21 protein-coding genes are annotated in these 21,793 nt (G+C 36.1%); 1 reads left to right on the top strand and 20 read right to left on the bottom strand.

The features are described from left to right. Positions 1-311: 311 nt before the first annotated feature. From BLS89_RS06110 to BLS89_RS06050, 13 genes are all read right to left on the bottom strand, one after another. Positions 312-806, bottom strand: a complete 495-nt coding sequence (locus tag BLS89_RS06110) for a 5-methylcytosine restriction system specificity protein McrC (protein ID WP_092736618.1) — start codon at positions 804-806, stop codon at positions 312-314. An 89-nt stretch (positions 807-895) separates the two neighbouring features. Continuing rightward, complete coding sequence (locus tag BLS89_RS06105) at positions 896-2,428, bottom strand: YifB family Mg chelatase-like AAA ATPase (RefSeq protein WP_092736616.1); 1,533 nt, start codon at positions 2,426-2,428, stop codon at positions 896-898. Between the two features lie 477 nt (positions 2,429-2,905). Further along, positions 2,906-3,508, bottom strand: a complete 603-nt coding sequence (ribA, locus tag BLS89_RS06100) for a GTP cyclohydrolase II (RefSeq protein ID WP_092736614.1) — start codon at positions 3,506-3,508, stop codon at positions 2,906-2,908. A gap of 18 nt (positions 3,509-3,526) precedes the next feature. Further along, complete coding sequence (locus tag BLS89_RS06095; RefSeq protein ID WP_143017737.1) at positions 3,527-3,913, bottom strand: hypothetical protein; 387 nt, start codon at positions 3,911-3,913, stop codon at positions 3,527-3,529. A gap of 73 nt (positions 3,914-3,986) precedes the next feature. Beyond that, entirely contained in the window at positions 3,987-4,601 is a 615-nt protein-coding gene (locus BLS89_RS06090) for a DUF4254 domain-containing protein (protein ID WP_092736610.1), read from the bottom strand. A 29-nt stretch (positions 4,602-4,630) separates the two neighbouring features. Beyond that, the gene (gene tatA / locus BLS89_RS06085) at positions 4,631-4,825 is read right to left on the bottom strand and encodes a twin-arginine translocase TatA/TatE family subunit (RefSeq protein WP_092736608.1); all 195 of its coding nucleotides are present in this window, start codon (positions 4,823-4,825) and stop codon (positions 4,631-4,633) included. Between the two features lie 34 nt (positions 4,826-4,859). Beyond that, on the bottom strand, positions 4,860-6,395 hold the full coding sequence (locus tag BLS89_RS06080) for a murein hydrolase activator EnvC family protein (protein ID WP_092736606.1): 1,536 nt from the start codon (positions 6,393-6,395) through the stop codon (positions 4,860-4,862). Then, positions 6,392-7,201, bottom strand: a complete 810-nt coding sequence (locus BLS89_RS06075; protein WP_092736604.1) for a lipoprotein insertase outer membrane protein LolB1 — start codon at positions 7,199-7,201, stop codon at positions 6,392-6,394. The genes BLS89_RS06080 and BLS89_RS06075 overlap by 4 nt, the downstream gene beginning before the upstream one ends. A 42-nt stretch (positions 7,202-7,243) precedes the next feature. After that, complete coding sequence (locus BLS89_RS06070) at positions 7,244-8,260, bottom strand: sugar phosphate nucleotidyltransferase (protein ID WP_092736602.1); 1,017 nt, start codon at positions 8,258-8,260, stop codon at positions 7,244-7,246. 945 nt (positions 8,261-9,205) lie between these two features. Beyond that, positions 9,206-10,075: a DUF3078 domain-containing protein gene (locus BLS89_RS06065; RefSeq protein WP_092736600.1), complete on the bottom strand. Its 870-nt coding sequence runs from the start codon at positions 10,073-10,075 to the stop codon at positions 9,206-9,208. Positions 10,076-10,119: 44 nt separating this feature from the next. Next, entirely contained in the window at positions 10,120-11,256 is a 1,137-nt protein-coding gene (locus BLS89_RS06060) for a DUF3078 domain-containing protein (RefSeq protein ID WP_092736598.1), read from the bottom strand. 63 nt (positions 11,257-11,319) lie between these two features. Next, complete coding sequence (gene trxA / locus BLS89_RS06055; RefSeq protein WP_092736597.1) at positions 11,320-11,619, bottom strand: thioredoxin; 300 nt, start codon at positions 11,617-11,619, stop codon at positions 11,320-11,322. A gap of 11 nt (positions 11,620-11,630) precedes the next feature. Beyond that, positions 11,631-11,927 carry a cupin domain-containing protein gene (locus tag BLS89_RS06050; RefSeq protein ID WP_092736596.1) on the bottom strand — a complete coding sequence of 99 codons (297 nt, stop codon included), beginning with the start codon at positions 11,925-11,927 and terminating at the stop codon, positions 11,631-11,633. Positions 11,928-11,930: 3 nt separating this feature from the next. Between BLS89_RS06050 and BLS89_RS10640 the strand changes: the two genes are divergently transcribed. After that, complete coding sequence (locus BLS89_RS10640; RefSeq protein WP_176763261.1) at positions 11,931-12,104, top strand: hypothetical protein; 174 nt, start codon at positions 11,931-11,933, stop codon at positions 12,102-12,104. 1,079 nt (positions 12,105-13,183) lie between these two features. Here BLS89_RS10640 and groL read toward each other — a convergent pair. From groL to der, 7 genes are all read right to left on the bottom strand, one after another. After that, positions 13,184-14,812, bottom strand: coding sequence for a chaperonin GroEL (groL, locus tag BLS89_RS06040; RefSeq protein WP_092736594.1), 1,629 nt, complete (start codon positions 14,810-14,812; stop codon positions 13,184-13,186). 51 nt (positions 14,813-14,863) lie between these two features. Then, a complete protein-coding gene (gene groES / locus BLS89_RS06035) occupies positions 14,864-15,142 on the bottom strand; it encodes a co-chaperone GroES (protein ID WP_092736593.1) in 279 nt (92 codons plus the stop codon). Between the two features lie 118 nt (positions 15,143-15,260). Then, positions 15,261-16,595, bottom strand: coding sequence for a dihydroorotase (locus BLS89_RS06030; RefSeq protein ID WP_092736592.1), 1,335 nt, complete (start codon positions 16,593-16,595; stop codon positions 15,261-15,263). Between the two features lie 12 nt (positions 16,596-16,607). Beyond that, entirely contained in the window at positions 16,608-17,522 is a 915-nt protein-coding gene (locus BLS89_RS06025; RefSeq protein WP_092736698.1) for a dimethylarginine dimethylaminohydrolase family protein, read from the bottom strand. Positions 17,523-17,635: 113 nt separating this feature from the next. Beyond that, a complete protein-coding gene (locus BLS89_RS06020; RefSeq protein ID WP_092736696.1) occupies positions 17,636-18,922 on the bottom strand; it encodes a citrate synthase in 1,287 nt (428 codons plus the stop codon). Positions 18,923-19,021: 99 nt separating this feature from the next. Beyond that, positions 19,022-20,314, bottom strand: a complete 1,293-nt coding sequence (gene eno / locus BLS89_RS06015; RefSeq protein WP_092736591.1) for a phosphopyruvate hydratase — start codon at positions 20,312-20,314, stop codon at positions 19,022-19,024. A gap of 60 nt (positions 20,315-20,374) precedes the next feature. Further along, positions 20,375-21,682: a ribosome biogenesis GTPase Der gene (der, locus tag BLS89_RS06010; RefSeq protein WP_092736590.1), complete on the bottom strand. Its 1,308-nt coding sequence runs from the start codon at positions 21,680-21,682 to the stop codon at positions 20,375-20,377. Positions 21,683-21,793 lie beyond the last annotated feature (111 nt).

Genomic DNA, 21,793 nt, shown 5'->3' with positions numbered 1-21,793 from the left:
ATGTAAACCTATTTTTGTAAATAATTAATAATCAATAAATTAAGTCACGATAAAAAAATTATCTAATGAACATTACTGGCAATCAACAACAGTTTATAAAAATCCTTTAAATTATAGAAAATATAATTTAAGAACCTAATGTATATCGTGAAAATAGACTTAGCAAATACTCTCCAATGGATATTTCTGATATGGGAAATATAGAGATAACATAAAATAAAGCAGAGTAACATCCGTTGAGGCAAACTGTACCTAATAAAACTTAGATGAGAACAAAAATTTAAATAACAATATTTATATTCATTACCTTATCATCTACTAGGCAACTTAATCCTACATTTATAAAACTTTGTAAACTGTTTTATGGCTGTTTCTTTTAATTCCTTGTTTTTGAAATGCTCATTAGCATTTTTATCCGGACATATAATTATGCAATCCATAATCTTATCACTTTCAATACTTCGATTTTTCCCAATGCAGTAATCTCTTGCATAGCCACTCAACTGCCGAATATCTTCAATTTTATATTCGTCTTTGTAAACCTCTTTATACTTAGTATCATTCAATATTTTCTCATCCAACTTCAGAAAATCAATATCACCATAACATCCATGATTCTGTCTTTTGACATCTTTGGATGGCTGATATTGAATCGTTGAACCGTGAGCGTCTTTTAATAGACTGTAAACATACAATTCAAACAATTTACTCATATCAATCCAAAAAAGCAATCTAATTAATATAGCTCTTGACATTCTAAATAAAGAAGATAATAAAATAATTTCCTCAAAAATAGCAAAATCCATAGAAAAATTAAAGAAAAACAAGAAGCTATAATTCAAACAAAAGTATGCAATTACATACTTTCGTTTGAATATGGACTATAAAACCTCCTCTACACATTCCAAAAATCCCTGTCTAAGCTACGGTATTGTATTGCTTCGGCGATATGGACAGAGGTTATCTGCTTCTCTTGGGAAAGATCTGCTATGGTTCTTGCGACTTTCAAAATCCTATCGTAGGCTCTCGCCGAAAGATTTAGTTTTTCCATAGCGTTTTTGATAAGGGCTAAGGAAGTGTCGTTTAAACAGCAAAACTGCTCTATTTCTTTAGGTCCCATTTGAGCATTGTAGTTTATGCTGTGGTTTTTGTAGCGTTCTTCCTGTATTTTTCGAGCATTCATCACGCGAGCTCTTATTGTTTGGCTATTTTCCCCTTTCCGCTTATCTGCCAATTGCTGAAACTCTACTTTTTGTACCTCTATATGAATGTCTATTCTGTCCAAAAGAGGCCCTGATAGTTTATTCATATACCGCTGCATCTCGTAGGGCGAAGAGGTATTATTGGGATCGTCTGGGAAATATCCGCTCGGACTTGGGTTCATTGAAGCCACTAGCATAAAGCTTGCCGGATAGTTTACAGAAAACTTAGAGCGGGATATAGTTACCTCTCTGTTCTCCAAAGGCTGTCTCATCACTTCTAATACCGTTCTTTTAAACTCAGGCATTTCATCTAAGAATAATACACCGTTATGAGCCAGAGAAATTTCTCCGGGCTGTGGATAAGAACCACCTCCCACCAGAGCCACATCCGAAATGGTATGATGCGGTGCACGGAATGGCCTTACAGTCATCAGGGAAGTTTCCGCACCTATTTTTCCGACAACGGAATGAATCTTTGTGGTCTCTAAGGCTTCTTTCAGCGTAAGAGGAGGCAGAATGCTCGGTATTCTTTTGGCAAGCATTGTTTTACCACTTCCCGGTGGACCGATAAGGATAATGTTATGCCCGCCTGCTGCGGCTACTTCCATAGCTCTTTTGGCGGTTTCCTGTCCTTTTACTTCTGAGAAATCAAAAGGAAAATAGTTGATTTTCTCTTGGAATTCTTTGCGGGTATCGATTTCTACTTTTTGCAAAGGCTTGGCTTTGTCAAAAAACTCTATTACCTCCTTTATGTTTTCTACGCCATAGACCTCCAAATCATTTACTATGGCTGCCTCTTTGGCATTTTGTTTAGGGAGTATGAATCCTTTGTATCCTTCTTCTCTGGCTTTTATGGCAATCGGCAGTACGCCTTTTATAGGCTGTAGGCTGCCATCTAAGGATAGTTCTCCCATGATGACATACTCGGATAAATTTGGGGCTTTTATTTGCTCCGAAGCAGCCAATATTCCTATAGCAATGCTTAGGTCGTATGCAGAGCCTTCTTTTCTAAGGTCTGCGGGTGCCATATTTATGGTGATTTTTTTGCCAGGCATTTTGTATCCTACATTTTTTAATGCCGCAGAAATTCTATGGCTGCTTTCTTTGATGGCGCTATCCGGCAGTCCTACCAAATAATACCCTACCCCTTGATCAGAATTTACTTCTATGGTAATGGTTTGTGCAGAGACACCGTGTATTGCACTTCCGTAAACTTTTACAAGCATATCATTCTAATTTTTAGGATACTAATATAGTCAATTTTTGTAAATTCGTGTACAAAATTCTTGTTAGAAAATATTTTATTGTATATATATGATTATCACATGTTTTTTAAACTTTCTTAATTGAGATAGTAGATAAACAATGGTTTACAATATTTTAGTAATCATTCAAAATAATATAGCTCATTGAAAAATAAGATTCAAAATGATTTAAGAAGATTTATTTCTTTGTAAATCACCCTTGTATTTATTAAAAATTAATATGAATAAAAAAAGCTGGAATAATTTCAATATTAGTCTTGGAAAGTGATTTAATGATATTCGACGAGCCATACGCTTACTCGGACAAGCTTTCTTGCGATACATTAGACTATTTGTTTTCCAATAAAAAGCGTCTTCTACCATCATCTTTTCATCTCATCAAGAAAATAAAGCTACCACTAATTCGTATGAGATTTAGAGTTTGAAAACCATAGGGAATCATCTACTTTCATCTTCCTCCAAAAGATGCCCAAAATAATTTTTCTTTACTTGCAGATAGTCTGCATTCGTTTCATTAGATTTTATCTGCAAAGGAATTCTTTTATTGAGCTTTATATCACTGTTTTCTACATATCTCAACTTTTCTGGATTATTTGTAAGCAAGTTTATGGTATTTATTTCCAATTGTTTTAGAATATCTATGCCCACTTGGAAATTCCTGCCATCTGCAGGCAGCCCCAGCTTTAGGTTGGCTTCTACCGTATCAAGACCTTGTTCTTGCAATGCATAGGCTTTTAGTTTATTGATAATACCAATATTTCTTCCCTCCTGCCTTAAATAGATAATGATGCCTCCGTGTTTTTCCATATATTCCATTGCTGCTTCTAATTGCGGACCGCATTCACATTTTCTGGAATGAAACACCTCGCCCGTAATACATTCCGAGTGAAAGCGTACATTAACAGGAGCTGAAAAATCTGTGTTTTCAGCGACTAAAGCAATATGAGGCATCCAGTTACTTTCTTCTTCAGAAAAAGCAATAATTTTAAAAACTCCGAAATCTGTAGGCACATTAGCCTCAGCTTGTATTTTTAACGACATAGTATAATAAGTAAAATTTTATTGAATATTTATATTTTCAAAAAAAGCTCGAGATTCCAGCATAGAAATGTCTGTCTTTATTTTCACCAAATAGACATTTAGTTTGGCGTCATCATCGCGAGAAAGCATTTTTCTCAGTTTTTGTATAAGCCTATAGCCCTCTTTTATCTCATTGAGAGCTGCATATTTTGCTTTTTGATCATTAGCCTTCCGTGCATAAATATAGTCCGATAATGATTGTTTCATCTGGGCTATGGCACTGTTTATTTTTATATATTGAAACTCTGGTATTTCAGCCATTGTATTCGTAATATCAGAAGTATATCTTATTTTATCTATACTATCTGTATTTATAAGTTCTTTAGTATTTTCCTCTATTTTTTCTTTAGACAACTCTTTAGACAATGGTGATAAATTAACTTTCTCTACAGAACACGAGAAACAAATCAAAAAGCATAAAAAAAATAAATAAAATATTTTATACATCTTTTTTGTTTTGGTACAGAACAGGGTTCAGGCTCTCATCATTATACATTTTCATTTGCTTATAAGTTTTTAACTTATTGTTACCGTTTTCTATATCCAACAACAAGCGGTCTATGGCTTGGAAAAGGTCCTTCTTCTGTTCTTTCAGTACAAATAACTTTTGTGCACACTTAGTTTTATGGTTTTCATCTGCAGAAATTCTTTCGGTTTCTATCTGCATATGGTATATCTTAAGTGCCAGAATAGACAGTCTATCAATAGCCCAAGCCGGACTTTCGGTGTTGATAATGGCTTCTTTCTTAGGGACAATGTCCTTGTATTTTTCAAGGAAAAAATCATCTAAAAACTCTACCAAATCGGTTCTTTTTTGATTAGAAGAATCTATTCTTCTCTTAATCTTAAGAGCTTCTTCAGGAGATATGTTTTCATCTCGGATAATGTCCTCCAAATGCCACTGAACGGTATCAATCCAATTTTTGGAATACAAAATATGTTCCAAACTATCCTTTTCATAAGGATTGGACTCTGGTGTATCCACATCATCCGTCTTGTGATAGTCCGTTATCGCTTCATTGAAAACTATCCATGCATCTTCAGTAAAAGACATATCCAAAATAATTTAGGTTAAGAAAAAGATTAGTTCTGCTGCTGATCTCTATTATCTTGCTTTTTGTCGTCATCATCTTTCATTGCTCCTTTGAATTCTTTGATACCGGAGCCTAATCCTTTCATTAGTTCAGGGATTTTTCTTCCTCCGAATAGTAAAAGTAGAACAACAACAATGGCAAGTACTTGATAAATACCAAACTCGCCTAAAACAATTGCTAACATATATATAATTTTTTACAAAGTTAATCAATTTTTATTATCTGGAAATCCAGCCTTGCGGATCTATCGGCGTAGTACCGTTCCAAATCTGAAAGTCCAAAATATAGGCTCCGTCATAGTCTTGTGCCACAGTACCGACAGTCATTCCGGCAGATACAGATTGATTTTCAGAAACCGAAGTATTTGCAAGATTCCCATAAATGGAAAAATAGGCCCCGTGTTTTATGATGACGGTTTTTGCTCCTCCTGCCAATACAACTTTTGAAACTATTCCTGAAAATACGCAACGAGCTTTCCCTCCTGCAGGGACGGCAATTTTTATACCGTTGTTTTCCTCCATTATGTGTTTGTATACAGGGTGGGGGTGTCTCCCAAAATAGCTAACAATCTGCCCTCCTGCTGCAGGGAATAGCAATTTGCCTCTATTGGCGGCAAAATCTGCAGATGAATTTGTATCTAAATTAAAGCTTTTTCGAGCTTGCAAATCCACTTCTTTTTTCTCTGCGGCTTTCTTCTTTTCCAAATCGTTTTCTGCAGCTTTTGCTGTGGCCAATTTCTGTGCTGCGGCTTTCGCTTCGTTCGCGGCATCATTAGCGGCTTTTTCTGCAGCTTGTCTATTGGCTTCATTCTGAGCATCTATTTTTGCTTTTTCAGCGGCGGCGGCTTTTTCCCTTTCAAGTTTAGCTAATCTTGCAGCTTCGGCTTCTGCAGCTTCTCTTTGCTTTCTTAGGGCTTCGGCTTTGGCTTTATTTTCAGCATCTATTCTTGCTTTTTCTCGAGCTGCGGCTTCTCTTGCCAATCGTTCCCTCTCTAACCTTGCCTTTTTCTCAGCTTCGGCTTTTGCTTTTGCGGCAGCTATCTCTTCTCTAATGATTTTTCGGATTTGAGATTCTAACGCCGTAGACTGAGCTTGTTTTTGTTTAAGCTCTGCGGTCAGCTGGGTTTCATTTTTCTTAAATTCTTCCAAAAGAGCGGCTTTGTCATCTCTATCGGTCTGAATATCGGCTAAATTTTTCTGTTGCTGAGCGAGTAGTTGTTCTTTTTCTTGAACACTTTTTTTCTTAAGGTTGATAACTTGTGATATCTGTTTCGTCTTATCATTGATTTCGGATGCTTTTTTGTCCTGATAATCAGAATATTGTTTAAGGTATTGTATCCGGCGAAGAGCTTGTCCCAAATTTTTGGCAGAGAGAATGAAAGTAACTTTATTCTGAATGCCTTTGTTTTTGTAAGCATTTACCAAAATACGCTCATAGTTTTGTCTCAGTACAGAAAGCTCTCGTTTTAGTTTATTTATTTCTAACTGTTTTAGATAAATATCATCTTCTATAAAGCGTTTCTCTTTCTGTGTATTTTGATAGACACTCTCCCCCAGACTTATTTTTTTATTCAAAGAAGTTAAATACGCTACAGAAAGCCTAGCCTCTTTTTTTGTTTTGGCTAAGTTTTTACTAATTTCTTTGATTTGTTTTTTTAATTCGGCATTTTGTTTCTGTAATTTTTCTTTCTGCTGCGAGAACAAAAGTCCAAAAAACAGTATGGCAAACGCTGAAAAAAACTTTTTTATGGTCATTTAATTGTAATCTTTTTATAGTTACCCGGAACGCTGTATGAGGCATTCATTTTAGAAAAATCAAATTTCGTGTTTTCTATCAGAATGTCCATGTTTTTTTGCCCTTTTATAATTATTTTAACATTTTTCGGTAAAAATATATTATTTACCATTATCCAACCGCTATAATCTATATCTAAAGAATTTTTAGTTCCTTCCTCTACAATATGTGAGTTTTCCAGCTGAAAATGAGTATTATAAACAAAATTTATTTGATATGTTTTTTCTATCCCATTAACCATCATTTTTATTCCATCTTTAGATTTCAGTGTATATCCTTCCGTATCTTTTTTTATAAGTTCATAGTTTCTGTCGTTTTTCACATCTACGAAAGTTCTCCCTAAAAGTAAATTTTGGAAAGATTTATAATCAATGAAATTTACATTAAGTAACTGATTAAGATACGAATAATCTGTATCAATATAGTTTTTCCCAATTTTTTCGTACCCTTGTACTTTGGATGGCGTCGCCAATCCTCGGGCTACAGAAAAAAACATTACCGAAAAATTTGCCCAAATCTTCTGTTGATTCTCAATATAAAATACGGCATCTACATTATTGATAGATAATTTATTTCCCTTTATCTCGAGTTTGCTGTTTATCTTTAGAGCATCAAAAGAGACCGGCTCCGAAACCTTCTCAAAAAAGAGTTTCTCACCAGATACAGACTTGTTTATACTCGTAGATTCTACGCTTTTCGTTGCGTTCTGCTGTGTAGAGCAAGCCGTAACCAATAAAGCTAAACCGAGTAATACTGCTTTTTTCATTCGTTGCTGTTTTCTAAAGGATAATTCAAATACCTTACCAAATTATTTGGATAAAAAATCTAAAACAGAGTAATCTCCTAAAGAAATTTCTCTGGAAACGCCATAATATTTTGCGGAATTACCAATCATAGAGTTGCTGAGGTTTCCATGGTTGATAAGAGTATTTTCTTGTATTAGAGAGTTGTGTATATTAGAATTTACTACTTCTGTACCGTTCCCCAAAGATACATGAGGTCCTATTTTGGAATTTTTAACCACCACATTCTCACCGATAAAGCAAGGTGGAATGATCAAACTATTTTCAATTTTTGCGGAAGCCGGATAGAGAGACATCGCTTCTTTCTCGTATTCCAATATCTTACTATTTGTTTCCACAGTAGCATTTTTATTTCCACAGTCCATCCAGTCGTCTACCTTTCCAAGAGAGAACTTTGCTCCTTTTTTTCTTAAAGATTCCAAAGCGGTCGTCAGCTGATATTCGCCTCCTTGGATGATATTATTATCCATAATGTGGTTAATTTCTTCCATCAATTTTTCAGCAGATTTGAAATAATAAATTCCAATAATTGCCAAATCTGAAACGAAAGTTTGCGGCTTTTCTACAAAGTCTGCAATAAAGCCATAGTCATCTAATTTTACCACTCCGAACGCTGATGGATCTTCTACTTTTTTTACCCAAATAACACCGTCGGAATTCGTATCCAAAACAAAATCCGCACGAAACAAAGTATCTGCAAATGCCACTACGACATCTCCCGTCATAGAAGCCTCTGCACATTTTATGGCATGTGCTGTTCCTAATGGTTCATCTTGTGTATAGACACTACCCTTAGCATTTAATTTTTCAGCAATATCTATTAGAGAAGCTTTTACTTCATCTCCGAAATCTCCGATAATGAAAGCTACTTCCTCGATGGGCTGCCCAGCCACCTTAGCAATATCTTCTACAAGCCTTTGGACTATAGGTTTTCCTGCAATAGGGATTAGTGGTTTAGGGACTGTAAGTGTATGCGGTCTCAGCCTAGAGCCTCTACCCGCCATTGGAACAATGATTTTCATGTCTTTGTATTTTAGTTTTAAGCCTCCCTCTCTGATTTTTCGTTAAGCGAGGAAAGTTTTTTAGTTTAAAAAAATATCTGCCAAAGATAGCATTTTAATTTTAATTTATGAATTATCCTATTCTCCAAACTATAAACAGATTTGAAAAGATTTCAAATTGATAGGGATTAAGGCTACACACTGACAATAAGGATTTAAATATTTCTATAGAGCCTATTTAAATTTTATTGAGTAGAAGTTTTATGTTGGATAATTAATCTCTATTTTCTGAGTTTTTCTGTCAGAAGTTCTTAATTTCTGCATAGTCTTAGCCTTCTGTCTTTGTCAAACTATGAAAAGATGCGTTCTATAATCAGTCTTTTGAAAATAGTCTGAAAAACTGTTTTTCTTTTCTGAACTTTGTATCGCTACATTGATTAAATAGTCGAATTTGTTTTTTTTATTACTGACAGAAATCCGTTTTTACCCATTTGCTGTAGTAGTAATTAACCAGTTCCCACTTTGGAAAATCATTAGGACGCTTCCGTCATTAGTAGCCCGTTTTCACTATGTACACAATGGCATTTTAGACGATTTTCAAATGATATTTTCACTTTCTATTGCTGAAAGCCAAAGTATTTTTTATAAATTACTACTGATCATCGGTAATGTTGATTGGATAACTTAACAGACAACTTATTGATTTGCATAAAGTTACAAACACCCATATATAAAAAGCAGAAAAATCAATTCCATAACAAAACATTATGCCATACAAATTCTTAGATTTTAATTTTTGAACAAGGGCTTATTCTCGGTCAATATAGTTTACTTTAAAAACTATTAAATAAAAATACCTTGATTAAAAATGATTTACAAGGTTATAAGTGTTCTTAAATTATTTTGAAATAAAAAGAACCGCCCTTATATTAGAGCGGTTCTTAGATTATTCTCTTATGAGCGTTTTTACATTTTAGAGTTGATATTATATGCAATACCGACACCTAAAGTTTGTTTTAGCTGAGTTCTCTTGATTTGATTGTGATCATACATCAAATCTAATGTTATAAGAGAAGAAATGTATTTATTGATTTTCATATTAAGCACTCCGTTGTAGCTTAGCACAAGTCTTTCTGGGTGAGAAAGGTAGTTGGAGAAAACAGAGGCAGAGTTAGTAAGAGTAACGTTATCCATAAGTTTAACATTATACACCGCTGTCCCCAAGAACCCGAATTGGAATAGAGAAGAATCTCCTTCTTTTTTCAGTCCAAAGAAACCTTCGTGCTGTAAGTCTTTGTCTAAGACAAAAGTCCATCTCGCATTAGCTGGGCGAAGAGTCATAGTAAAATTGTCATTAGGCTTGTAAGTAAAACCTACACCTGCAGTAAGATATCCCGGTGCCATAAAATTAGATATTTTAGTAGCTTTAGGATCGTTCCCGTTTTCATATCCAGGAGCAAATTGAGTCTGAAGACCAAGACCTCCGGATGCATACCAATGGTTTGATATTTTTCTACCGTAGTTTGTAGATAGGTTGATGATATCCTGAGTTTTTCTTGTTCCTATTTTTTCGGTATTGTTTTGTCCGTAGCCTAATATTACTACATTTTCCCAAAGGTTATCCCCTTTTTCATAATTGATGCGATAGTTTGCACCAGCAAGCCAACCTACATTGTTAGCACCGCCGCCTACCCAGTTTGAGAAGGCTGTCTGGTTCAGCATAAGAGTGTTTTGCCCTACGATAGACCAATTTTTAGTACTATCCGAAACTGGTTTTTCTTGAGCGTAAGCCATTGTTGCAACAACTATTCCTGCAGCTAATAGTAAATTTTTCATTTTATCAAATTAAAAAATAAGGCTACAAAGTTACGAAATTTATTTTATTTGGCGATGAAAGGCTTTAACCCATTGGTTTCGGGGGCTAATTTTTTATCGTTAATTCCAAAATCATAGGAGATCCCAACACCAAGTGTCTGCTTTAGCTGGAGGCGTTTTACTTGGTCGTGATCGTAGAGAAGATTGATATTGACAACAGTATTGATAAATTTATTAAATTTAAGATTGAGCATTCCTTCATAGTTTATATCCACGCGTTCCGGATGAGAAATATAATTTGAAAATAAGCCTAATTGATTCGTATAGCTTATGTTTTTATAGATATTCAATTTATAGGAAATATTCATCATTGCTCCGAGCTCTTTTCTTAGGATTTGTCCATCTTTTTCCAAACCATAAAGCCCTGCTTTTTGAAGATGAGGATCCAAAATAAGCGTAAATCTGGCATTGATGGGGCGAAAAGTAACTTGGAAGTTTTCATTTGGATTGTATGCCACACCCATTCCGGCATTGATATATCCGGGGGCCATAAACTTAGATATCCGATCACTATAGTGAGGCTTAGGCGTTATTTTATAGTTGAATCCCGGTGTAAACTGGGTAATAACCTGAGCCCCTACAGAAAGATAAAAGTTTTTTTCTACACCATAGCCATAGTTGATAGTAAAACTAATATAATCATCTGTTTTTCTTACCGCTTCTCCTTCTGTAATTACAATACCGTATCCCAATTGCAAAATGTTTTCTAAATAAGAATTCACATTTTTGTAACTAAGATTGTAATTTATTCTTCCAATAGCACCAACATTGTTATTTCCTCCGGCGTTCCAGTGCGAAAAACTTGACTGGTTAAAAAGAAAATTATTCTTTCCCCAGAAGAAAAACTTTTTATTGGTATTCATTCTGGTGAGGTTATACGGCGTCATAGGAACATCTTTAGCCTTTTCTACAACAATTTCTGAAAGTAGATTTTTTTTTAGTATTAAATTTGGGGTAAGCTTCACTCTTATAGGTTGTATTTTGAGTTTCGAAATACTATCAATATCTACTTCAACATTTTGTTGCCAGTTTTTCTGGGAGAGAATATTTATGACTTGTTTAGTCGTTAAACTGTCTCTTCCTGTATTCTGGGCAGATGCCAAAGTCGAAATTAAAATTAAAGCTAAAATCTCAAATTTCATTTTTATACAAAAAAAAGGAACCAGATACAAAAATACTTTAGATTTATTTAAAAATATAAACTTTTAGGAATAATTTTCAAGAAGTTCCGTAAGTGTTTTCACATCGTGTACGCCGCTACCTTTCCAGAGCAACTCTCCTTTCTTAAATATCATAAGTGTAGGAACGCTTCTTACAGAGTATTGGGCGGCAATCTGCGGATAGATGTCAATATCTATTTTTACGATTCTCGCTTGGTCTTTTATATTTTCTTTTACGCTGTTTAGTACCGAAGACTGTACCTTGCAAGGCTGGCACCAAGAGGCAAAAAAATCTATTAACACAGGTCTTTCAGACAGAATCAGTTCCTGAAATTTTTGGGACATAATCGTACAAATTAAAGTTCTTGGGTAATTAGGAACATATTTTCTTCGGATGCACCTACCACTTCGTGTTCCACATCCACCGGAATTTCATAGACATCGTAAGCAGAGAATTTCAAAATTTCACCATTGATAAAGAAATTTATTTCCCCTTTCAGCATTACCAATGTCGCCGGAACGGGGGTAGTGTGTTTTTTTAGAACAGCATCCTTACCCAGAGCTACTACAAATTGTTTGATGCGTTCGTTCTTTTTTACTATTGCTATTGTGGGCTTCTCATTATTAAATGAGATCTGTTCTTTGATATTCATATTATGACAATTAAAATAGGGTGTAAAGATAGACATTATTTTGTAATCTTGAATGTAATGGACAAAATAGTTTCGGATATACTATTCTTTAATGTGAATATTTTTTTATACCTCTTGCAGGTCTATGCGGAACAGAAGCAAATCCTGCTGGAGGATAACCTGCCAAGGATAGTGTAGATGCTCGACAAAAGTGTCTATTCAATAGCTTGTTTTACAATACAGTTTATTGATATTTTAGAAAGCTTTATATAAATAAAATATAATGATAAAATTTAAATACATATTTTTGGATTTTTTCATCATAAAGAACATCATCGCTCAGCAGAAAAGAAAATTAGTATCAATACAAAAATCCACAAATAGCTTTAAATAGAAATGGAAATACTATATTGACAGATATTTCGAGATTTTCTAAAGACTTGCTTATATTAATGATTGAGCCTGATGGAAAAATATCTAGATCAAGCGATAGTAATAAATTAGTATACCTTCTTACTATACAAGTAGACACAAAAGGCTGTTGGGATTATTCAAAAGTGCTATACATAAAGGATTATATCAGTGACTATAATATTTTTAAGTTAAAAAAAAAGATGCTAATGAAACAGTTCTTATTCACCACTCCTACCTATGACAGTATTAAACTACTATCTGCTTATCCCATAGCACAACCTTAGCTAGACGGTAAAACAGCACATAGAAAATCATAGCCGGCTATTGGAATAAAAATTTAAAGTATCAAAATACTGATCTATTAGGTATTTTATTGGTTACCAAACCTCGTTGTAGCAGAAAAAAATCCTTCATGATAGATGAAAAAAACAATAAATGTTCGAGCAAGAGAAGAATTCAACTTTAACATAAGTACCGGACACACAGATGTAGCAAGTACCAGCCCACTTTCACAAGTGTACTATGTCAATATTTAAACAAAGTTTCGGATTTTTGTTTTAAAAGGGTTTACCCTTCTGTGTTTAAGACATTTGTTCTTCCTATAAGGAGAGAAAGTTTATTTATCTACAAACTACATAAATCTCGCCATCCGAAAGCAAAGCTACGGTTACGAATCTATCTTATCATCAATTGATGATTTGTGTTTTGCAAGCTCCTTTGTTTGGTTATTTGTGCTAAAGGTTAAACTAAAATGCAAGACAAAAACTATTTATAAGACCTAATATTTTAGACTAAAATACAAAAACCGCCTTAACTTAGGTTAAAGCGGTTTTTCAGAAGTTTAAAATCTAACCTCTAAAAAATTACATCATTCCCGGCATACCTCCTCCCATAGGCGGCATTGCAGGTTCATCTTTTGGTAGCTCTGTAATTACGCACTCTGTTGTCAAAAGCATCCCTGCAACAGATGCTGCGTTTTCAAGGGCTACACGAGTTACTTTAGTTGGGTCGATGATTCCAGCTTCCAACATATTTACAAACTCATCTGTTTTTGCATTGTAACCATAGTCTCCTTTACCTTCGGCTACTTTTGCTACGATAACGGAACCTTCTCCTCCAGCATTTGCCACGATTTGTCTCAATGGTTCTTCAATCGCTCTTTTTACAATTTTAATACCAGTATTCTCATCTTGATTAACTCCGGAAAGGTTATCTAACGAATCAATAGCTCTTACTAACGCCACACCACCACCTGCAACAATTCCTTCTTCTACTGCCGCTCTCGTAGCGTGAAGCGCATCATCTACACGGTCTTTTTTCTCTTTCATTTCCACCTCGGAAGCCGCTCCTACATAGAGAACAGCCACTCCACCGGCTAATTTAGCCAATCTTTCTTGAAGTTTTTCTCTATCGTAGTCGGAAGTAGTGGTTTCCATTTGGGCTTTGATTTGATTCACTCTTCCTTTGATTTGAGCTTCATCTCCAGCACCATTTACGATAGTTGTATTATCTTTATCTATTACTACTTTTTCGGCTTTACCAAGCATTTCCACAGTAGCATTTTCCATTGTGAAACCTCTCTCTTCAGAGATCACTTGTCCACCTGTAAGGATGGCAATATCCTCCAACATTGCTTTTCTTCTGTCTCCGAAACCTGGTGCTTTTACTGCTGCAATTTTTAGAGAACCTCTTAGTTTATTTACTACCAAAGTCGCAAGCGCTTCGCCTTCTACCTCTTCAGAGATGATTAATAATGATTTTCCTTGTTGTGCTACTGGTTCCAAAACAGGTAACAATTCTTTCATAGAAGAGATTTTTTTCTCCACTAAAAGAATATAAGGATTATCTAATTCTGTTACCATTTTTTCAGGATTAGTAACGAAGTAAGGTGACTGATAGCCTCTGTCAAACTGCATTCCTTCCACTACATCTACTGTGGTATCTATACCTTTTGCTTCTTCTACGGTGATTACACCTTCTTTTCCTACTTTCCCGAAAGCCTCAGCTATAAGCGCACCTATGTTTTCATCATTATTTGCAGAAACAGATGCTACTTGCTTAATTTTTTCTGTAGAATCCCCTACGGCTTGAGATTGAGATTTAAGATTTTCCACAACGGAAGAAACCGCTTTGTCAATCCCTCTTTTCAAGTCCATTGGGTTGGCACCTGCAGCTACATTTTTAAGACCTTCTCTCACGATAGCTTGTGCCAAAACTGTTGCTGTAGTAGTCCCATCACCAGCCAAATCGTTGGTTTTAGAAGCTACTTCTTTCACCATCTGTGCACCCATATTTTCTACTTTGTCCTCTAGCTCGATTTCTTTCGCTACGGAAACTCCGTCCTTAGTTACATGCGGTGCACCGAAAGATTTTTCAATTACCACATTTCTACCTTTAGGTCCTAAGGTTACTTTTACTGCATTTGCTAATGCATCTACACCTCTTTTTAGAGCATCTCTTGATTCTATATCAAATTTAATTTCTTTTGCCATTTTAATTCTTTGTTTTTATTAATTAATTATCTTAATTTAAAACCCTTAGGATTATTCTAATATCCCCAATAAATCACTTTCTCTTACGATAAGATAGTCTTTACCGTCCAATTTTAATTCAGTTCCTGAATATTTTCCGTAGAGCACTTTGTCACCTACCTTTACAGTCATTGATTCATCTTTTTTACCAGCACCTACTGCTACCACTGTTCCTTCTTGTGGTTTCTCTTTAGCGGTATCCGGGATAATGATTCCTGATGCGGTTTTAGTCTCTGCTGCCATAGGTTCTACAAGAACTCTATCTGCTAATGGTTTAAAATTTACTGACATATTATTTTTGATTTAATTTTTAATTTACTCTTTTTAACACCACGAAAAAAGTGCCAATTTCCTAAATTAGAAAAATTGGCAGAATTTAATTTTTTAATCAGAATTTTTGGCAGACAAATTATCTCTCAAAGGAAAGACGCTTACCGTGTCTTTCTTCAGAAATTTTCCCATTTTCGTATGCGAGATGTCCATTTACAAAGGTATGCGTAACCGTAGAGTGGAACACTTCTCCCTCCAGCGGACTCCAGCCGCATTTGTAGAATAGCGTGCCTTTGGTTACGGATTGTGATTGATCCAAATCCACTAATACCAAATCAGCTTTGTATCCTTCTCGAATAAAGCCTCTTTTCTCAATCTGAAAAAGGATAGCCGGATTATGACACATTTTCTCTACAATTTTTTCTAAAGATATTTTACCAAGCCTGTGAGCTTCCAGCATCACTTGCAACGAGTGCTGTACCAATGGAGCCCCCGATGGACATTGGGTATATGGATTTTTCTTTTCTTCAATGGTGTGGGGTGCGTGGTCTGTAGCGACTACATCTATTCTGTCGTCTAAAAGAGCTTCCCAAAGCCCGTCTTTATCCTTTTGCGTTTTTACCGCCGGATTCCATTTGATAAAAGCGCCTTTCGTTTCGTAATCGGCATCTGTAAACCAAAGATGATTCACACAGACTTCCGCAGTTATTTTTTTGTCTTTCAAAGGAATATCATTCCTAAAAAGTTCGGTTTCTTTAGCCGTAGATATGTGGTACAGATGTAGTCTTGCCCCCGTTTTTTTTGCTAAAGCAATGGCTTTGGAAGAAGAAGTATAACACGCCTCTTCACTCCTTATCAAGTGATGGTATTTTACCGGAATATCATCACCATACTTGTCTTTATATAATTGTGTATTTTTTATAATGGTACTCTCGTCTTCACAATGTACGCATATCGGCATTTTCACTTTACTGAATATATATTCGAGAGTCTCGGGGTCATCTACCAGCATATTCCCCGTGGACGAGCCTAAAAATAATTTTACGGCAGCTACATTCTTTGGATTGGTTTTCAATACTTCTTCCAAATTATCATTAGTCCCTCCCATAGAGAAAGAATAATTGGCAAAGGAATTATTTTCAGCCAATTTATATTTAACCTCCAGAAGCTCCTGAGTTACGGCATTTGGTACGGTATTCGGCTGGTCTATATAGCTTGTAACACCGCCTGCTACAGCAGCTCTGCTCTCTGTTTCTATTGTTGCCTTGTGGGTAAGTCCGGGTTCTCGGAAATGCACTTGGTCGTCTATCACACCGGGCATTAAGTATTGCCCTTCTCCTTCGATGATTCTGTCAATGTCTGCCGTGGGTAGATTTTTCCCAATCGTTTTAATGCTATCTTCTTCTATGAGCACATCACCTACGATTATTTTGTTTTCGTTGATGATTTTAGCATTTCTTATCAAAGTTTTCATAAAGGTTGTATTTTATTCTCTTACCAAAGGCATTGTAGAGCATCGGAGCAATCCGCCCATTTTTGATATTTCCCGATACGGAATTTCCTCCACGGTGAATCCCCATTCATCTCTTAAATGGTTGTTCATACGGATGAATGCCTTATCTGAAACCACCACTTCTGGCGAAATGGAAAAGATATTAGGGAACATACCGAACATTTCCTCATCATTGACATAGAAACAATTTTCTTCCCCGAATATATCTAACAGAAGCTTGTAATCGCTTTCATCAACAAAACCGTTTTTATAAAGGATACACTTATCTTTTCCTACGATATTGAAAGTGCAGTCTAAATGTAAAATCCCTTTGTAGGGTACGCGGTCATTCTTTTTCAAGTCAAAATCCAAAATTCGTTTTTTAGGGAAAAATTCTTTCAGAATTTCTATCGCATATTCATTGGTTCTTGCTGTTTTGAAATTTCTATAATCCTCGCTAAAACAAGTTCCGACGAATAAGAAGTCGTTATAGACAAGTACATCGCCTCCTTCTATATGAGCAGATTCTGGAAGATTGATGATTTTTCTCCACTCTACTTTCTCAAATATTTTTTGATAAGCCTCCTGTTCATCTGCTCTATCGGAAATCAGATTAGAGATAATCATTTTATCTTCTATCACAAATGCCACATCTCTTGCGAAGACTTGGTTGTAATTTTGTATCACATCAGGGCGATAGACTTCCACACCATATTTTTTTAGCACCGTATCAAATGTTTCCATTTCGGCTATAATATCCTTTTCCACAGGATAAATATTGTTTTCTATGGAATGATAAGATTTTGCATCATAGCTTTCCTCGAGGGTAGGTGTAGGACCATTAGAGTTTGGTTGCCCTAAAACTACGGCTTTCAGTTTCCCTGTTTCGTTTTTTACATTTAATTTTATAGAATTATTCATATATCTAAAACTTATCCAACAAAGTTAAAAAAAATTATGAGATACCGATAAAAATAAAAATCTCCTCAAAAAGAGGAGATAAATTATGGTTTATAAAATGATTACCTTTCTTCAATAGGAACATATTCTCTCTTAGGGCTTCCTTGGTACACCTGTCTTGGTCTTCCAATAGGGTCTTCTCTAAGCCTCATTTCCTTCCATTGAGAGATCCAGCCCGGCAGTCTTCCTAAAGCGAACATTACGGTAAACATCTCTGTAGGAATACCTAAAGCACGGTAAATAATACCAGAGTAGAAATCTACATTTGGATAAAGTTTTTTCTCGATGAAGTAAGGGTCTTCCAACGCTACTTTTTCTAACTGCATTGCGATATCAAGAGCTTTATCATGAATCCCCAATTTTCCGAGTATGTCATCTGCTGCTTTTTTGATGATTTTAGCTCTCGGATCAAAGTTTTTGTAAACTCTGTGTCCGAAGCCCATTAGACGGAAGCTATCGTTTTTATCTTTAGCTTTTTCTATGTATTTTTCTACATTTCCACCATCTTTTTCTATCATTTCCAACATCTCTATCACGGCTTGGTTAGCTCCACCATGAAGCGGCCCCCATAGTGCAGAAACACCGGCAGATATAGATGCAAAAAGCCCCGTTCTGGCAGAGCCTACCATTCTCACGGTAGAAGTAGAGCAGTTTTGCTCGTGGTCTGCGTGAAGGATTAAAAGTTTTTCTAAAGCTCCTACCACCACAGGGTCTAAATGGAATTCTTCATTAGGTCTTCTGAACATCATTCTGTAGAAGTTTTCCACATAGCTCAGTCTATTATCGCCGTGGTTTAGAGAATAGCCTTGAGTTTTTCTGTAAGTCCAAGCACAAAGATGTGCAAACTTAGCAATCATCATTTCAGAAGCATGGTCTAAATCTTCTTTGTTTCTAATGTCCACAGCCCTAGGATTAAATGCCGTAAGAGCCGAAGTAAGAGAAGACAGCACTCCCATAGGGTGGGCAGAACGAGGGAATACATCCAAAATCTTTTTCATTTCCTCTGCCACCCAGTTGTAATGTTTTATATTTTTTTCAAACTCATCAAACTGAGCCTTGCCAGGAAGCTCCCCATGAAGAAGAAGATACATCACTTCCGTAAAATTAGATTTTTCAGCAATTTGCTCGATAGGGTAACCTCTATAGAAAAGCTCTCCTTTATCTCCGTCAAGATAGGTAATGCCACTTACCGTAGCCCCTGTATTCTTGTAGCCTAAATCTAATGTAATAAGACCTGTTTGGTTTCTTAGTTTAGAGATATCTATACCTCTGTCTCCCATTACACTATCTACGATTGGATATTCATATTCCTGTCCATCGTATTTTAAGTAAACTTTGTTATCCGACATATTATTATATTTTTGTTTAGTTAAAAAATTTTTGTAAATGTACAAAAAAATAGCATTCATCACAAATGATAAATGCTATTGATATTTTCTATAATGATTTTATCTTTTTACTTTAAAGGCATCTAAGCCCGGAAAAACAGCTGTTTCACCGAGAGCCTCCTCTATTCTTAGCAATTGGTTGTATTTCGCCATTCTGTCTGAGCGAGATGCAGAGCCTGTTTTTATCTGTCCGCAATTACATGCCACTGCCAAATCTGCAATAGTAGCATCTTCTGTCTCTCCAGAACGATGAGACATTACAGAAGTATAACGGTTGTTTTGTGCCATTCTCACAGCGTCCATTGTTTCGGATAGAGAACCGATCTGATTAACTTTAACCAAGATAGAATTAGCCACACCCTCTTTTATCCCTCTGGATAGTCTTTCTACATTAGTTACAAATAAATCGTCTCCTACCAGCTGAACTCTGTTACCGATTTTGTCTGTAAGCATTTTCCAGCCTTGCCAGTCGTCTTCGTGCATACCGTCTTCTATAGAGATAATAGGGTATTTTTCTGTAAGCTCTGCCAAATAAGAAACTTGTTCCTCTCTACTGCGGTGAGCTCCTTTGTCTCCTTCAAATTTTCTATAATCGTAAGTGCCATCTACATAGAATTCGGAAGAAGCACAGTCTAAAGCAAGCATTACATCATCACCAGGCTTGTAACCTGCTTTTTCTATGGCTTGGAGTAATGTATCCAAAGCATCTTCAGTCCCTTTGAAAGTAGGGGCAAAACCACCTTCGTCCCCTACGGCAGTAGAAAGCCCACGCCCTTTCAAAATGGATTTGAGATTATGGAAAATCTCCGTTCCTTTTCTCAAAGCATGTGAGAAAGAATCTGCTTTTACAGGCATAATCATAAATTCTTGGAATGCGATAGGCGCATCGGAGTGCGAGCCACCATTGATGACATTCATCATCGGTACGGGTAGTGTATTGGCATTTACGCCGCCTACATATTTGTAAAGAGGCATTTTCAGTTCTTTAGCGGCAGCTTTGGCAGCGGCTAAGGAAACACCTAGAATGGCATTAGCCCCTAATTTCCCTTTATTGGAAGTCCCGTCTAAGTCTATCATAATTTGATCCAAAAGATTTTGTTCAAATACAGGAAGACCTATCAGCTCGGGTGCGATGATTTCTCTCACATTTTCTACGGCTTTCATTACGCCTTTGCCCATAAATTCCGCTCCGCCATCTCTTAGCTCTACGGCTTCGTGTTCCCCTGTGGAAGCCCCCGAAGGAACTGCGGAACGCCCCATTGTTCCGTTTTCTGTAAATACATCTACCTCTACCGTGGGATTTCCACGAGAGTCTAAAATCTGTCTTGCTTCAATGTATGAAATGTAACTCATTGTATTAGATTTATATTAAAATTAACGACTACAAAGTTATGGAATAATATTGATTAAACTTTATTTCTGTCTAAAATAAACTTCGATAGGTACGCCGGTAAACCCAAACTCTTTTCTCAACTGATTCTCCGTAAATCTCTTGTACGGTTCTTTCACATACTGCGGAAGATTGCAAAAGAATACAAACTGAGGTGAAGGCGTAGGCAGCTGTACGCAATATTTTATCTTAATATACTTGCCCTTGATAGAAGGTGGAGGAATATGCTCAAAGATAGGCAGCATCACTTCGTTTAGCTTAGAAGTTTTTATTTTTTTCTTTCTGTTCTCATAAACTTCCATAGCGGTATCCACAGCCTTCAGTATTCTCTGTTTTGTAAGGGCAGAAATGAATAATATAGGTACATCGCTGAACTGTCCTATCCTATTTTTAATGACTTGCTCAAAATCTCTCATCGTGTTGGTAGATTTTTCCACCAAATCCCATTTGTTCACTAAGATGACGATTCCTTTCCTGTTTTTCTGAGCAATGCCAAAGATATTCATATCCTGAGACTCCCAGCCCTGAGTGGCATCCACCATAATGATAACGACATCGGAGTTTTCTATGGCACGCACGGACCTCATCACAGAGTAAAATTCCAGATTCTCGTTTACCTTAGATTTCTTTCTTATTCCGGCAGTATCCACCAAAACAAACTCATGCCCGAATTTATTGTAAAGCGTTTCTATACTGTCTCTCGTAGTTCCGGCAATATCCGTAACGATATTTCTTTTGTTGTCCAATAGGGCATTTGTAAGCGTAGATTTCCCTACATTTGGTCGCCCTGCAATCGTAATTCGCGGAAGCCCTTCAAAGGGGTCTTTGTATTCCGTATTTGGAAAATCCGCTACGATATCGTCCAGCAGCTCACCCGTTCCGGAGCCGGTGGCAGAAGAAAGTGTATAATACTTCTCTATTCCCAACTGATAAAATTCGGTAGCCGGTAATTCTTCTTTGGGAGAATCTACCTTATTGACTACAATATAAAAAGGCTTATTAGAACGCCTAAGGAGATGGAATATTTCTTGATCCGTATCCGTAAGTCCTTCTTCCACATTCATCATAAATATAATGGAAGTAGCCTCGTCTATCGCCAGTTCTACTTGGTTTCTTATCTCTTCCTCGAAGATATCATCAGAGCCCACATCGTACCCTCCTGTATCTATTACGGTGAAATCCACGCCATTCCAGTCGGATTTTCCATAATGGCGGTCTCTGGTAACGCCGGCAGTAGAATCTACTATCGCCTGTCTTCGCTCTATTAGCCGGTTGAATAAGGTCGATTTCCCAACATTGGGACGCCCTACAATTGCAACAATATTTGACATAAAAAATGTTTAATAAATCATTATTAATGAGTTTCTTCACTTCCAAAAAATAAAGTAAAGCTCAATTTTTGGCAAAGATACGGTTTAATTTTTTGTTGATTTTTTCCTTAT

The sequence above is a fragment of the Riemerella columbipharyngis genome, from assembly GCF_900101995.1.
Taxonomy (GTDB): domain Bacteria; phylum Bacteroidota; class Bacteroidia; order Flavobacteriales; family Weeksellaceae; genus Riemerella; species Riemerella columbipharyngis.
The sequence above is the reverse complement of the archived record's forward strand: the minus strand, read 5'-3'. Positions and strand labels throughout refer to the sequence as shown.